Raw genomic sequence first — 14,682 nt, forward strand, 5'->3', positions numbered from 1 at the left:
ATCATTCCCGGCTTTTTCGTGCACACTATTATTTCCAAACTCTTTTATTCTCAACCCTTTTTGTATACTGTAGCTGATCAAGCCTCTCAAGGAACGGAATCATTAGCTTTCTTGACAAGGAAAGAATTTGTTTAGCTTCTCCGATATCGAATTCTGAACTTGTTCCCAATTTCAGCCTGTCCACTGCCTGATTAAAAATATCCTTGTGCCAGTAATACTGCTCATCAAGTGAAACAATCATTTCCTCTTCCTCAAGGAAATGTTTGATATCATTGATTAAATGATCCGGAATTCCGTCATTTTTAAAATAATCAGTTAGATACTGTACTTGAAACCCATCCTGCTTCATTTTATTCAGCATATTTTCCGTTCGCCTTTGCCAGTTTTTCGGAACATGAGGAATAAAAATAAATAAAGCAATATACTGCTCTTTTTTTCGCAGCAGCTGTTTTTCTACACCATGGTCAAGGACATATTCTAATAATGCTTTTGGATATTCCTTTTGTAAATGATGAAAAAGCTCTGCTTTATTCATTCCAGCTTTCATGGAGTGCTGCGAATGATAATAGGAAATCCGATCAGAAAATTCATCTAATAGTGTCTCGATAATCGATTTTAGCGTATATACCTTTTGATCAATAAAGACAAATTCGACACTGTTTAACTCTGATAGGATGGATTCCTCTGGGAGAGAAGTTCGTTTTATTAGTTCAGGTAATGGCAGACATTTCCCTTCCACAAGTGCTGCTGTGATTCTTTCTCTAGGTGTACCGATTTTTTTCTGCTCTATTTGCTCGATGGTTCGGTAACCAAATTTATATTTTTCACCGCGTGGTTCAATGACCCAGCCGCCGCCAATCGTTTCCTGCGGTGTCGGTCTTCTTAAAATAAAGCGGTCACCACGTTTTGTAACAATTTCTTCATCAAGCCTTAATTGGCATAGGATTTCATCGTTTTCCGTTTCAATTGCATTCCGGTCAAAAAAGACAATCCGCCCCATTACTTCAGCCGTACCAATATGACATTTGATTGGCATTCGCTGCTTCACCATATGGTCTAGATCACTAACAACCTGCATAGCGACATCAATTGTTTTCGTAACAATAAAATGCTCCGAGGATACGAGGACATCCCCGCGTTCCAGCTCTTCCTTCGCCACTCCTGAAAGATTAATCGCAGCCCTTTGTCCAGCAAACACTTGACGAGCATTGTGGTGATGGACTTGAATTTGCCTAGCACGTACGTGTAACCCTTTTGGCAGCACGGTTAGAACCTGTCCTTCTTCTACTGAACCCTCGTATACCGTTCCCCTTACAACCGTTCCTTGTCCCTTGACAGTAAAAACCTGATCAATTGGAAGCCGGAAAGCACCACGTATATCGCGCATTTCCTGTCCTTTTAAAGTTGAAATAATGTTAGATTTTAGCTCTTCAATACCCTTGTACGAAACACTATCAACGAGCATATATGGACTACTTTCAAAGACCGTATCCTTTAATTCGTCATAAATATCTTCCTTGACTACTTCAATTAGTTCTTCGTCAACCTTGTCCATTTTCGTAATCGCCACAATACCATTCTTTACACCAAGAAATTTCAAAATTTCGAGATGCTCCCTTGTCTGGGGCATGACACCCTCATCAGCAGCTACAACCATAATGACCAAATCAATTCCTGCGACACCTGCAATCATTTGTCTAATAAAGCGTTCATGTCCAGGTACATCAACAACTGAGATTTGAATTTCATCATCCTCATATAACGGTGCAAAGCCAAGCTCAATCGAAATATTCCGTTCCTTTTCTTCCTTTAACCGATCCGTATCTACATTGGTTAATGCCTTCGTAAGCGTTGTTTTCCCATGATCGATATGACCTGCCATCCCAATTGTAAAATAACGTTTATTCATTAATGCCACCTGCTCTATGTCCTAATTTACTCCAAGCTTATCCATTTAAAAAGTGGAATTCTGTTCGGCTTCCGCTTTTTGTTGCCATCACTTCAAGTCTTGCATCAATTCGTTCCTTTAATTCAGGAACATGAGAGATAATCCCAACAAGCCGGCCACTTGATTGAATATCAATGAGGGCTTCGATCGATTGGTCTAATGATTCTGGGTCGAGCGTTCCAAAGCCTTCATCAATAAACATCGTTTCAAGTGATACACCGCCAGCATACTGCTGGACAATATCAGCAAGTCCTAAAGCCAATGAAAGGGAAGCTTTAAAGCTTTCACCACCAGATAAAGTTTTCACATGACGCTCTTGTCCGGTATATTGGTCAAAAACAAGTAATTCCAAGCCACTTTGAACATTTCCTTTCGAGCGATCCGTTTTACGATTCAGCTCATAGCGCCCTCCAGTCATTTTCTTTAACCGCTCATTTGCTTCGCGCAAAATATCGTCAAGAAATGCAGCTAATACATATCGTTCAAATGTAATCCTGTGATTGTTTTGACCCTTTGCCATTTCATACAAATGACCAATTAATTCGTACTTTTCCTCGAGCGATTTTATACCATCGTTAATCAGTTCAATTTTTTCTACAATTTGTTCAGACTCCACTTTTCTAACAAAATGCTGATTATAACGATTTTGTAAAGCTAGAATGTCGCTCTTAATCATTTCAAATGCGGCGTTCAACCCGGCAAGGTCAGGTTCTTTTATATCAGTGAGTACTTTGTCCAGCTCCTCATACCGATCCTTGACAGATCGGGATTCCTCATGGTAGTTCCGTACCTCCTGCTGCAGCTGCATGATTTCTTGCTCGGTTTTTTTTGCATTCTCATAAGCAGTGTACCCTTTAAATCCTTGTTCCTCCAATTTTGACTTAAACGTTTCACGTTCAATTTTCAGCTTTTGCTCTGCTTGGGCTGCTTGTTTTTCTGCTTCCTCAAACCGGGCTGTTTCGGAAAGAAGCATTTCATTTGTCTTCTGGTACTGTAGCTGCACCTGTTCAAATTGCTTCACTAGCTCTTCATACTGCTTTATAGCATTTTGTAATTCAGTCTCAAAAGCAGGAATTGTTTGTAATTGCTCCGGAATTTTATCCTTCATTTGTGAAAGAACTGTATTTTTTTCTGTAAATTGGATCGTTAAACGATTCAGATTTTCCGTCATACGTGCCAACTGATCATTTGTTTGTTTGAATTCATGTGCATATTTTTCCAGCTGATCCCCGATTATTTCCAATCTTTTCTTTTGCTTCTGTAAATGCTCCTGATTTAAACGAAGCTGTTGTTTCTCATCCCCTACGGTGTTCTTGACCAAATCCAATTCGTCAACCGAGAAGGCACCACGCTCATTTGTAATACGCTTTACTAGTTCTGCAATACTTTCTTCCAATGCCTTTTCAGCTGACTGTGCTTTAATAAGAGATAATTCAGCATGGCGCGTTTCAGCCTCCAGGTCAGCCCGCTGTTGTTTAGCAGCTTTTAAATCCTCTTCAGATGGAATATCCCCACTATTATTCACTGCTGGGTTTGGATGATGCGTTGAGCCGCATACAGGGCATTCCTCACCATTCTGCAATTTATTAGCAATAATAGCCGCTTGGCCATGGAGCCATTTTTGCTCGAGCTCCTGTACAAGGACCGACACATCCTGATAATGGGAGTGTGCACGCTCAAATAGACCTTTCTTATACTCACAATCCTTTTGAGCCTGAAGATAACTGTTATATTGCTGCTCACATCGAACGATTTGTTCGTAAACAAGTTCCAGCTTGTCCATTTTTCGTTCATTTTCAAAGTACGTCATTTGCTGTTCATCCAGCTCTTTCTTTTCTGCCTGTAATGCCTGAACGGCCAATTCAATTGTTTTGATTCGGCCTTCACTGTTCTTCTTAGCCAGTGAAGCCTCCTGCAGATTTTTATCAAGGCGATTTACTTCCTGACTAAACATAGAAAGTGATCGAACTTCTGCTTCTATTTGTTTTAATTGATTAACAATGTCTAATTGAGCTTGTCGTTCAGACTCTTTTTCTTTTTCCTTTTTCAGCCTCTTTTCCCATTCTGTAAGTGAACTTGTTAGCGTATTTTTTTTGGCCGAAATGGTTTCTTGATTTGCTTTGGCGGCATCTAACTCACGCTTTAAACGATGGCATAATTCTTCCTGGTTTGTCAGTACTGCTGCTTTTTGGGCAAGGATAATACGCTTTTCTATTTCCTCAACCGCCTGCTTTTGACCTTCTAGCTCGAGTTTCCTTCTCTTTAGTTCTTCACGTGCCTGCAGCTGCTTCATGATCGCTTCGCCTTCAAACAGCTGCTGCTGGATCTTATCCTTTTCAGCTTCCTTTCCTTGCTTATCGTTTGTCAGCTTTGTCAGTTCAGTCTTTAATAGCTCAATTTCTTCCTTCAATAATGGAAGAATTCTCACGTCATTATATCGATCCTCCTGAAGAGCATTTATAAGGCCTTCGTGTAAAAGAGCTTGAATACGACCAAGGGTTTGATTTCTTTCGTTTTTCTGCCGATCAACAGAGTTTTTCAGCTGGGAGGCTTCCTCTTTAAGCTTATCTTCCACTTTTTTATAAATTTCAGTATGAAATAAACGCTGAAGGATTGTTTCTTTTTCCTTACTGTCAGAGGTCAGCAGCTTACGGAATTCGCCTTGGGGAATCATGAGAATTTGCCGGAATTGATTACTGTCTATGAGCATAATTTCTTTTATTTTCACATCAACATCACGAACATTTGAAGCAAGAATCTGGAACTTACCCGTTTCGTCTGCTATATAGAGCTCTGCCTTTGCTCCTATCGTTGTATAGCCTTCCCCGCGATCTTTCTTTTTTTCCTGCTGCGGTGACCTGCTGATTCGATACGTCTTATTTCGCAAGCTAAACTCTAGTTGTACCTCCGTTAAAAGATCCGAACTTGCAAATTGACTGCGAAGATCTGATCCATTTCGATCCTCCCCGCTTGCTTTTCCATAAATTGCATAGCTGATTCCATCAAAAATCGTTGTTTTGCCAGCACCTGTTTTCCCAGAGATGACAAACATCGTCCGTGACCCGAGCTTTGTAAAATCAATTTCCTCTTTGGCAGCGTATGGGCCAAACGCCTGCATCGTTAATTTTAACGGTCTCATTTTGCCACCTCTTCCTTTAACACCTTTCCAATGATTTCACTCATAGCCTTGCGCTTGTCATCAGTAAACTCAAGAGTCGTCATTTCTGTATAAAATGTTTCAAATAACTCAAGCTCAGACTTTTTGTGTTCCTTTAATATTTCCATCTGCTGCTTTTTCTTCATATCAGTTAAGTGAATTTTCTTCTCAAGATGCAGTACATTCGGATAGACCTGGCGCAGCTTTCCAATCGGATCAAGTAATGCACCTTCATCAAGCAAGGTCACCTTTAAATAATCATCAACCTTTTCATCTTGGTAAAAATGCGGGTCAAGAAGCTGCTCAAGACTTCCCTCTAGTTCACGCATATCATATTTAGGTAATAAAGAACGATAGCGTATGTCAAACTGACCCTTCTCATCCATTTCAATGATTGAGACAGATTTTTTTTGCTTTGCTTCTGAGAAGGAATATTTCATTAACGACCCGGAATATTTAACAGTTTGATGATATATTGCGTCAGGGCTATGCAAATGCCCAAGTGCTGTATAAGAAAATGGTTCAAAAAGATCGGCGGCAACACAGCCAGACCCGCCGACTGACAAGCTCCGTTCAGAATCACTTGTCGCTCCGCCCAGTACAAAGGCATGACCGACAAATACATTCGGTTCATTTACATTCATATTTTTTTCGATTTGATAGATTATTGCTTTCATTGCATCCTGATGAGAATGAATGGTATCATCATCAAGTAATTGCCGGACAATCCCCGGTTCTGCATATGGTACTAAGTAAAAATTAACTCCATTTATTGAAACCGGGCGAAACTGCTTTTCAAGCTTTCCAGCTAGGTAAAACTGATTGCTGCGATACCATGAACTACCGAATGAAAGACGCTCTGCACTGTCATGATTTCCTGATATCGCGACAACTGGAATTTTTAAATCTACATTTATTTTAAATAATATCTCATCTAATAACTCAACTGCGTCAGTCGGAGGTACTGAACGATCATACAGGTCTCCTGCAATAACAACAGCATCTGGTTTTTCTTCTTCTACAAGACTTATGAATTGATTTAATAGAAACCTCTGGTCTTCTGTCATATAAACTCCGTGTACTAATTTCCCTAAATGCCAATCGGCTGTATGGATAAATTTCAAACCGCTTCACCTCAATTTTTCTCATCTCACATTCTCTTATTATAACAAAATTAAAATTGCGGAAGCGAACCTAATTATGGCAGCTCTTGAAGGCGCTTATGAAGAAAGAGTATTAGTTATTTTTCACGAAAACGTTAAAAAACAGCTCAACCATTGGCTGAGCTGTCTATATGAATATAGCAGATTATAATTTTGTTACGTTAGCAGCTTGTGGTCCGCGAGCACCTTCAACAACTTCGAAAGAAACCTCTTGACCTTCTTCTAATGTTTTAAAACCTTCAGATTGGATTGCAGAGTAATGTACAAATACATCATTTCCATCTTCAGCTTCGATAAATCCGAAACCTTTTTCTGAGTTAAACCATTTTACTTTACCGTTTTTCATGAAAAAAAATCCTCCTATTGGCTGTTAAACCATGTAAAATTTACCATTTACAACGTTGATAGCGTTACTTTCATTACTCATCCAAACTTAGGTCAAACCTGTGAATAAGCAGCATGCAATAATCTAACACGGTGCATAACGGTTAAATAAAATTTATCATTATTAGTAAAGAATGTCAAGAATTTGAAAGGCTGAAAACCCTATTATATTAAGGATGTAAGCCTTCTCAAAACGAATGATCATATTTATAAAATTCAATTGCTCGGTACTCAATCCTGAAGAAAAAAACTCAAACGTTTATCGTAAACATCTGAAAATGATGGCAAAAAAAGCTGAATCATAATGAGGAAGACTTAACCATTATCCAGCTCCAGCAAAACATCCTTTCTTACTAGATTTTTCTAATGGTTTTGTTCATACCTGTATATGAATCAGCTATTATTTCTATTTATAAAACTCCTACCCTATCCACCAAAGGCCTCAAGAATTTCCTCTAATTCTTTTAAATCCATATCAATTTCTGCCTTTACTTGTTTCTGCTGCTGCGGGGCTTTTTGCCTATTTTTGTTCATAGGCCGAGCTGGTATATCTTTTAGCAATTTTTTTATTTCTGATAATTCAACTAGAATATCATCATGGCTCGTGCTTCCACCACTCATCTTTTTTGGATGTAGATAACTAGTGAGTGCTGACATAACAAGATGAATGAGAGTACTGTTTTCTGCATGATATTCAATCTGCTCTTGGACCTTTTGCGATATTGAAAAAGATTCACCTGATTTAACATCAATGAATTTCTCTGGAATCGTAATCGCCACTTTGTTGACGTAATCTGTGTATATTTTAGACATTTCCGTCACCTTCTACCTTCTACACCTTAACGGTTTCATAATCAGCTGTATTCACTTGGTCTTTCTTTAATTGATTCATTTTAGCCAAAATCATTAGACCAAGAACATTCAGCTTCTCCATATCTTCAGGGAAAAACAATTGAATTGGGCGACCTCTTTCCGCCCATTTAACGGATGCCTGCAGAATTTGTTTTTTAGCTAATTTTGCAGCACCTCCGACTGCTATATATCGGGCAGCACCTTTAATTTCATTCGAATTACTTCTAACGCGGTCAAAATACTCAAGATACTTGATAGCCATCGCCCTTAACTGAGGAATGATGTATTTACTTATATCCTTCTTCACGCCTGCAAACGGCTCTACATACCATTCTGACTGACCACTTGCTAGTTTTTCCTCTAATTCGGAACGAGAATCGAAGCGATAAAGTTCATTTTTACTAACCTTTTGAATAATTAAATCTAGAAACTGATTGATTCCAAATGGTTCACCTTCGACAGAGGCTACCGGTTTATTGTTTTTTATTCCAACAAAATCGACTGTATCTCCACCCAAATCACCGATAATTACGCCTTTAAGGGAATCCTTTACAATCGAGTCATCTTTAACTCCCAGCGTATCCTGATCCCTTGTAAGCCCAAGGTAAGCACATGCTCCTTCAGCACCAATCACAACATCATGGACATGAAGCTTAACCGTCACTTCCTTCGGTTCCGGCAAACCAGGAACTTTATGAAAGATGACCGTATGAGTACCAATTAATCGCTGTTTAAATACATCTTTTTTCTCTTTGTACTGCGTTGTTGGCAGGGAAGCCGCTAATTGATCAATATGGTAATTGATTTCTGTTTCCTCTTGATTTACTAATACAGCATGATATGCTGCCAAACCGAATAACAGGATATAAGTACGATCTTCTTCTACCTTTTGGTTATTAATAGCTGTTAAACTTACATCTCGCTGTTTTGCTGCACTTTTACCAATATAGTAAATTTCCCGCTTATCAACAATGGCATGACTTTTGATCTCAATAATTAAATTCTCTTCTAGTTTAATATCTTCATCATCATATGGCTTTTCATAATATTCTTCATCAAAAAGGGCTAATGCATTTGGGATTTGATATTCATTTACCATTCCAGAATCAGAAGCTATTGCTTTGTACCAGCTGTTTCCAATATCAACGGCTAGAAAGTGTTGGTTATTCATCGGTATCAACCTCCTTCTGAATCTTATGCAGGATGGGCATTTCGTTGTGCAAGTACCTATTTTCAAAATACCAATACGGTTTTATGTCTAAATTCCACGTTTATACTGATTCATATATCTAAGCGGAGAAAGTATACATGCATAGGATAAATGGAAGATAGAAATCAAGGAGGAAAAATAAAAATGAGCGAAGAACAACATAAAAAAGAGTGCATAGATTTGAATATTTCTTCAACATTAGATGAAGTTGCAAGTGAGGAAAGTGCTCCAACGGTAGTCCCAGCACCTGGTCCTGTTCTTATGCATGTACCTGTTACACTTGCACAAAGAACTGTCAGTACGACATTAAGTGCGAATATTCATTTTGACGACCCTGTACTAGAAATCAAGGATGTGAAGAAAAGAGTCAAAATTGTTCAATGTAGTCTAATGCTTCGTCCTACTGATGATCCAACCGAAGTTTTTGTTCCTGAAGATGCACATTTATTTATCAGAGGATTTGTAAGAAAGAATTTCCAATTTGCATCACCGACCTATCGTGCTTCAGACAATTGTGTTTCTTCAGAGATGAGATCACATACCATTGATTTACCGTTTGAACTATCAACAATCATCCCTGCAGCAGATTTTATTTCACCGCCGCAGCGTCCGTTATTAAATACTCGTTCTGAATTTGACTTCTTTCGCTCACAAAAATTAGGAAAAGGGTTCCCGGAAAAAGACCGCTTCCTTTCAAGCGACCTTTCCCAATTTCATCAAATTAGTACACAGCATTACAATCAATTTCCATTCTGTGAGCTTATTTCAAGTGAAATAACTGAATGGGATGAAGCAATCGACCGCAAACCACTTCATGGAGAGGCACCGTTTGAGGAAGGATATTTCCATGATATGGTGGAGAAAATGTTCTTAACATTCACCATTAAAGTATTACAAAACCAACAGGCATTTGTAACTGTTGCGATGACACCGCCTACAACTTTATAAAATAGAAAGCTTCGATACGGATATCAGAAGTAACCAGAATTATCATGAATACTTTAACGAGTAACATGATAATTTTGGTTTTTGCCTAAATTATTTATTCATTTATATTCCATTTCCAATGATAGGTTCCTCTATTCCAGCTTTTCTTATCATAAATAATTTTTCAATATGGAAAAACATAGTGAAATCGTCGTTCAAGGCGTTTTCACTTGTTTTTGTGTGGTTGTCTCTGGGCGAATACCCATACATAGTCATTTGTACGGCATAGAATACACTATTCTGAAGCCCTGAGGAGGAAGATAATATGTCAGATTATAAAAAACACAACCATGATTGTGATGAACACTGCGATTGTGAAAAAAACAAACATCATTATCCGCATGTATCCATTGGAAAAATAGTTACAAAAGTTCCTGTCGTATTGGCTGAACTTGATTTACAAGTTGATAAAACACACGTTACGATCTTTCAAGAACCAGTATTAGAAATTAAAGATATTAAGAAGAGATTGGTCATTACGCAATGCCGCCTTTTACTACCAACAAATAAACTATTTATTAAAGGTTATATTCGTAAAAATATCCAATATGCAACGCCAATTAGTGGAGCTGGAACTGGTCCCGTGGTGACTAATACGGGGGTTCCGCAACAGGAGAATCCTAGCATCCAATCAAGCATACTATCCCAAACTGAACAAATACCATTTGAAGTGATCACTGAAGTAAAGGATTTTATTTCATCACCTGTTATGCCAGAAAAAAATAAACGTCAGGAATTTGATTTCTTTGTATCACAGCCACTACCAATGGGCTACCCTGAGAAAGATGAAATGTTATCAAGTGATCTATCTCAATTTCATCAAGAAAGCAGCCAGCATTATAATGAACTTCCGTACTGCGAGCTGCTATCAAGTAAAATCATTGAATGGGATGAAGCAATCGATAGGGAGGGTGACCTATTTTCTAATGAATTATTAGACGAAGGTACCTTCACTCGATCCGAATCTAAAATGGTTATTTATTTCAAGGTGAAAATTCTCCAAAACCAACAGATTCGTGTTTCCTCTACAACCAACGACCATGACTGGGATCATGATTGTGATTGAGGGGAGCTCATAACATAAAGAAGGGATTATACAAGCATGAACTGTATAATTCCCTTTCAATCTGTTGTAAAAACCTTTTGCGAGAAGGAGGTGTGTGGAAAGGAGGCTACTATAGCAGTCCTTCCTATAGGAAATGAAAAAAGGGAGAAGAAACGTACCCTATCCTCCATACCATTATCAGCCATTTTCATCCCCCTTTACCTACCCAATGGCGGATTTTAGGAGTTACAGTAATGCTGGTGATTATGCTATTACCAATAGGCACACTGATCATAAATCTGTAAAAAAGACTGAGGAATCACATTATACGTCTACTAAACAGGAACGTTCAAACGAAAAGCCAGTGACAAAGGCTTCAGGCCCGATGCTCTTTACACCTCCAGTCGTTCATGACAATGAAATAAAAGCTGAAAAATCAGGGCAAAAAGAGCAGCAGCATAATAAAATGAAAAATCTTTATGAGCAAAAAAAACCCAATCTAATCAGCGAATCCTTAAGCTCACATAAAACCGGCCAGGAGCAGGGTAAGTCAGATTTGCCTGAGGATGAGTCTTCCGTTGATGAGGAGTCAGTCGACCTTTTTATCGCAATGCTTGAAGAATCGTCTTCCATTGATCATTCTTCAAAACCAGCTAAAAATGGTCCTTTTCAAGCGAGGAAGTTTATGTTCAATTTTGATGAATCCTCTTCGTTTGAAGAATCCAGTTCAATTGAAAAAGTGGTTACGAAATTTGAGGAATCCTCATCCATACACGATGAGTCTTCTTCACTATTTATTGAATCCTCCTGTTTTGAAGAGTCTTCTTCACTATTTATTGAATCCTCCTGTTTTGAAGAGTCTTCTTCAATAACAATGGCTTCAATAGACGAAGAGTCATCCTTCTTTGACTGTGAATCATCTTCTATGGATAAACTCGAAACACCCGTTTCTGTGCAGAACGAGCTACCGATCGTTAAAATGCCGGTCGTGCTTAGCATGGTTGAAATTGACTTGGATATATTTGACTCATTTCTTCTTCATTTGCCTGTAAAAGAAATTACAAAGGTTGACTGGAGCGTATACTCATTAGAATGCCATGTACCATTACCAGCACGAAGTCTTTTCGTAAAAGGCGTTCTCGTTGCAGATATTGAATATGTAGAGGATAATGGATGCAGCTCACTTCAGAAAGTTAAAATGCAGGTTCCATTCAATACGACAACAAATGTCGATTGGCTTACTGGGCCTGAAATACCTAGAAGTTATCATGCGGAGTATACGTACAGGGATGTTGAATTTCATCAAGAACTTTCGCAGCAGTATGCACATCCAATTAAATCAGAATTAAAAAATATTCATATCGTATGGCATAATGAATTTATGTCAGAAAATGGTCTACTAAATGTTCAAGGAAGAGTTCAAATGTTCATTCATTTATTGCAAAACCAGTATATAAAACTGGCAGACTAATTTGTTTCACTAGCTGCCAGTAAACAACCATCCTGATTCATATCTGGATGGTTTTCTATTTGATAAACCCCCTTATAATAAACAGCCTGCTAAAGCTGTCTATTAAAAGGGGATTTACGATATAATAAGGTTTAAGGGTAGGATTTATTTGTTGTTGTTCTCATTTTTGTAGTTGTCATTTTTGTCGTTATTTTTGTCATCATCATTATCATTTTTATCGGAATTCTTATAGTATTTTGAGTATTTAGAATCCTTATCATCGACAAATACTTTTTGCATTTGAGATAAGCGAAGGAACAATCTGATTTCTGCCTTTTCAACAATCCTCGAAAATCTTCCGAATCTGTCAACATCTTGGAATAGATCAATCTCTCTGACTTTTGTACCTAAAAGTGTACATTCAATCGGCTCGTTGAAAGTCTCAAAGGTTTCAGAACCTGATACAAATGGATTTGCACCATGTCCTTTCTTACCCATTTCACGATACTCATACAGAGATGACTTTTGACTAAATTCAATATCCTCCTGGCCAAATGGGCTCATAATTGGATTATCAAGCTCTACCGTTTTGACAGTTGAAAATTCAACATCTACTCTTAAATCTCTAACATTTGATGACGCACCCGTAATGTATTGAATATTTTTATGGAGAATTCCTGTAATGAATAATTTTACGGTATTCGGGCAATAAGAGGAAGGAACTGCTTTGCATTGAGTTAATGTAACGTTTTTACGAATTGATTTAATTTCAAGTACTCGCTCTGGCAGTGGAATATCAGCCTCTACATCAATTTCTAAGTCGATGTCTGCCAACGGTACAGATGCATTTAGAAAAGGAAAATCAAGCTTCACTCCAGTCCTCCAAGGTGGGATTGGCATTAAATCAGAACCTACTGTCTTTCCCTCAACGAAAAATGCACTTGTTCCTCCTCCATGATTTTTTCGACTTCTATAATAGCTGCTACTTTTTCTCATAAAAAAATCACTCCTTAACAGAATTATCAAAAGAACTTAGAAAGGTTCGTTTAGTAAACCAATCACACTCTTTTCTTTCGACTTACTATTGTATATGCGTAAAAACTAAATCTGTATGGACAAAGGTTTATAGACTTTTACCTATTTTTTAAATAAAAAAGGGACAGCCACACATTCTGGTAACCGTGAGCTGTCCATTTTGCTTGTTTTTTAACTAGATTTTAGCAAGTGCCTGTTCAAGGTCCTCTATTAGATCCTCCCAAGCTTCAAGACCTACGCTTAACCGAAGTAAATTATCTTCAATTTCCATTCTTTTTCGCTCAGCAGCTGGAACTGCAGCATGAGTCATCGTGGCCGGATGCTGAATGAGTGTCTCAGCATCACCAAGGCTGACAGCAATTTTTATTAACTGCAGTTGATTTATAAACCTTTGTGCTGTTTCCTTTGTTCCTTTTACCGTAAACGAAATCAATCCGCCAGACTTTTTCATTTGTTTATTTTTAATCTGATAATCTGCATGCTTGCGGTCTCCTGGATAATAAATGGCTTCTACCTTCGGGTGGTCCTTAAGAAAATCAAACAGCTTCTCTGCATTTTCACAGTGGCGATCCATTCTGACTGGCAGGGTTTTTAGACCCCTTAATAATAACCAGGCATCAAATGAAGAAAGAACCCCACCTACATCCTTTTGCGTTGTACGAGCAATTTGCTCCATAAGGTCCTTACTTCCAGCAGCTAATCCGGCAATCACATCACCATGTCCACATATATACTTTGTAGCACTATGAATGACAACCTGACACCCTAATGTAAGTGGTGTTTGTAGATATGGCGAACAAAAGGTATTATCGACCACAACGGGAATCCCTTTAGCCTTTGCTATTTCTGCCACCATTTGTAAATCAACAAGCTTCATCGTGGGATTAATAGGGGTTTCAATATAGATGCATGCCGTATTGGCTTGAATGCTCCGCTCAAGCTCTTCCTTCGAATCCATAAGCGAAAAATCATGACTGATTTGATATTTTCGCTTTAATATCTGAAGCAGTCCGTAGGTACAGCCATAAACACCTTTTGAGCATAGAATATGATCTCCAGATTGCGTTAACGCCATTAAAACAGCTGATACGGCTGCCATGCCGGAAGCAAAGGCTAAAGCAGCCTCTCCTTTTTCCAATGCTGCGATACGCTCATCAAGTATCTTTACAGTCGGATTGCCTAACCTTGAATAGATGAAACCCTCTTCGTTCCCAGCAAACCGCTGTTCACCCTGCTCTGCAGTAGCAAACGTAAACGTTGATGTTTGATAGATGGGAGGAACTAAGCTGTCGTAATGTTCATTTGGTTGATAACCGGAATGTATAACCTCTGTTTCAAACCGTCGTTTATTATCCTTCATACTATGCCCTCCTGCTGTTTTCATGCTGATTAAACTATTTACCTATATGATATGATGATGGCCCCTATTTTGAATGTCATTCAAGGTTATT

General features: G+C 38.4%; 11 protein-coding genes. 3 read left to right on the forward strand and 8 right to left on the reverse strand.

Annotated elements, in window-relative coordinates; all coding sequences use genetic code 11:
• Positions 1-28 precede the first annotated feature (28 nt).
• The 6 genes from selB to ACHUFV_RS04200 all read right to left on the reverse strand — a co-directional run bounded on the left by selB (position 29) and on the right by ACHUFV_RS04200 (position 8,675).
• Positions 29-1,909: a selenocysteine-specific translation elongation factor gene (gene selB, locus ACHUFV_RS04175; RefSeq protein WP_394232344.1), complete on the reverse strand. Its 1,881-nt coding sequence runs from the start codon at positions 1,907-1,909 to the stop codon at positions 29-31.
• A gap of 37 nt (positions 1,910-1,946) precedes the next feature.
• Positions 1,947-5,087, reverse strand: a complete 3,141-nt coding sequence (locus ACHUFV_RS04180; protein ID WP_394232345.1) for an AAA family ATPase — start codon at positions 5,085-5,087, stop codon at positions 1,947-1,949.
• Positions 5,084-6,229 (reverse strand): exonuclease SbcCD subunit D, encoded by a 1,146-nt coding sequence (locus ACHUFV_RS04185; protein ID WP_394232346.1) that lies wholly within the window; start codon positions 6,227-6,229, stop codon positions 5,084-5,086. The genes ACHUFV_RS04180 and ACHUFV_RS04185 overlap by 4 nt, the downstream gene beginning before the upstream one ends.
• Before the next feature lie 184 nt (positions 6,230-6,413).
• Positions 6,414-6,614: a cold-shock protein gene (locus ACHUFV_RS04190; protein ID WP_150439352.1), complete on the reverse strand. Its 201-nt coding sequence runs from the start codon at positions 6,612-6,614 to the stop codon at positions 6,414-6,416.
• Positions 6,615-7,078: 464 nt separating this feature from the next.
• Positions 7,079-7,465 (reverse strand): hypothetical protein, encoded by a 387-nt coding sequence (locus tag ACHUFV_RS04195; protein ID WP_394232347.1) that lies wholly within the window; start codon positions 7,463-7,465, stop codon positions 7,079-7,081.
• 19 nt (positions 7,466-7,484) lie between these two features.
• A complete protein-coding gene (locus ACHUFV_RS04200; RefSeq protein ID WP_394232348.1) occupies positions 7,485-8,675 on the reverse strand; it encodes a ParM/StbA family protein in 1,191 nt (396 codons plus the stop codon).
• A gap of 183 nt (positions 8,676-8,858) precedes the next feature.
• On the opposite strand from ACHUFV_RS04200, the gene ACHUFV_RS04205 reads away from it, so the two are divergent.
• From ACHUFV_RS04205 to ACHUFV_RS04215, 3 genes are all read left to right on the forward strand, one after another.
• Positions 8,859-9,662, forward strand: a complete 804-nt coding sequence (locus ACHUFV_RS04205) for a CsxC family protein (RefSeq protein ID WP_394232349.1) — start codon at positions 8,859-8,861, stop codon at positions 9,660-9,662.
• A gap of 304 nt (positions 9,663-9,966) precedes the next feature.
• Positions 9,967-10,767: a CsxC family protein gene (locus ACHUFV_RS04210; RefSeq protein WP_394232350.1), complete on the forward strand. Its 801-nt coding sequence runs from the start codon at positions 9,967-9,969 to the stop codon at positions 10,765-10,767.
• A gap of 133 nt (positions 10,768-10,900) precedes the next feature.
• On the forward strand, positions 10,901-12,217 hold the full coding sequence (locus tag ACHUFV_RS04215; protein ID WP_394232351.1) for a hypothetical protein: 1,317 nt from the start codon (positions 10,901-10,903) through the stop codon (positions 12,215-12,217).
• A 144-nt stretch (positions 12,218-12,361) separates the two neighbouring features.
• Here ACHUFV_RS04215 and ACHUFV_RS04220 read toward each other — a convergent pair whose 3' ends face one another.
• Together ACHUFV_RS04220 and megL are read right to left on the reverse strand one after the other, a co-directional pair.
• Positions 12,362-13,192: a CsxC family protein gene (locus ACHUFV_RS04220; protein ID WP_394232352.1), complete on the reverse strand. Its 831-nt coding sequence runs from the start codon at positions 13,190-13,192 to the stop codon at positions 12,362-12,364.
• Between the two features lie 214 nt (positions 13,193-13,406).
• Positions 13,407-14,591, reverse strand: coding sequence for a methionine gamma-lyase (gene megL / locus ACHUFV_RS04225; protein ID WP_394232353.1), 1,185 nt, complete (start codon positions 14,589-14,591; stop codon positions 13,407-13,409).
• Positions 14,592-14,682 lie beyond the last annotated feature (91 nt).

The sequence above is a fragment of the Niallia oryzisoli genome (assembly GCF_043641075.1).
Classification (GTDB): domain Bacteria; phylum Bacillota; class Bacilli; order Bacillales; family Cytobacillaceae; genus Bacillus_BD; species Bacillus_BD oryzisoli_A.

Excerpts from the sequence above, each read along its gene's own strand:
- selB (WP_394232344.1), bottom strand. The coding sequence starts at position 1,909 with ATGAATAAACGTTATTTTACAATTGGGATGGCAGGTCATATCGATCAT.
- ACHUFV_RS04180 (WP_394232345.1), bottom strand. The coding sequence starts at position 5,087 with ATGAGACCGTTAAAATTAACGATGCAGGCGTTTGGCCCATACGCTGCC.
- ACHUFV_RS04190 (WP_150439352.1), bottom strand. The coding sequence starts at position 6,614 with ATGAAAAACGGTAAAGTAAAATGGTTTAACTCAGAAAAAGGTTTCGGA.
- ACHUFV_RS04195 (WP_394232347.1), bottom strand. The coding sequence starts at position 7,465 with ATGTCTAAAATATACACAGATTACGTCAACAAAGTGGCGATTACGATT.
- ACHUFV_RS04200 (WP_394232348.1), bottom strand. The coding sequence starts at position 8,675 with ATGAATAACCAACACTTTCTAGCCGTTGATATTGGAAACAGCTGGTAC.
- ACHUFV_RS04205 (WP_394232349.1), top strand. The coding sequence starts at position 8,859 with ATGAGCGAAGAACAACATAAAAAAGAGTGCATAGATTTGAATATTTCT.
- ACHUFV_RS04210 (WP_394232350.1), top strand. The coding sequence starts at position 9,967 with ATGTCAGATTATAAAAAACACAACCATGATTGTGATGAACACTGCGAT.
- ACHUFV_RS04215 (WP_394232351.1), top strand. The coding sequence starts at position 10,901 with ATGAAAAAAGGGAGAAGAAACGTACCCTATCCTCCATACCATTATCAG.
- ACHUFV_RS04220 (WP_394232352.1), bottom strand. The coding sequence starts at position 13,192 with ATGAGAAAAAGTAGCAGCTATTATAGAAGTCGAAAAAATCATGGAGGA.
- megL (WP_394232353.1), bottom strand. The coding sequence starts at position 14,591 with ATGAAGGATAATAAACGACGGTTTGAAACAGAGGTTATACATTCCGGT.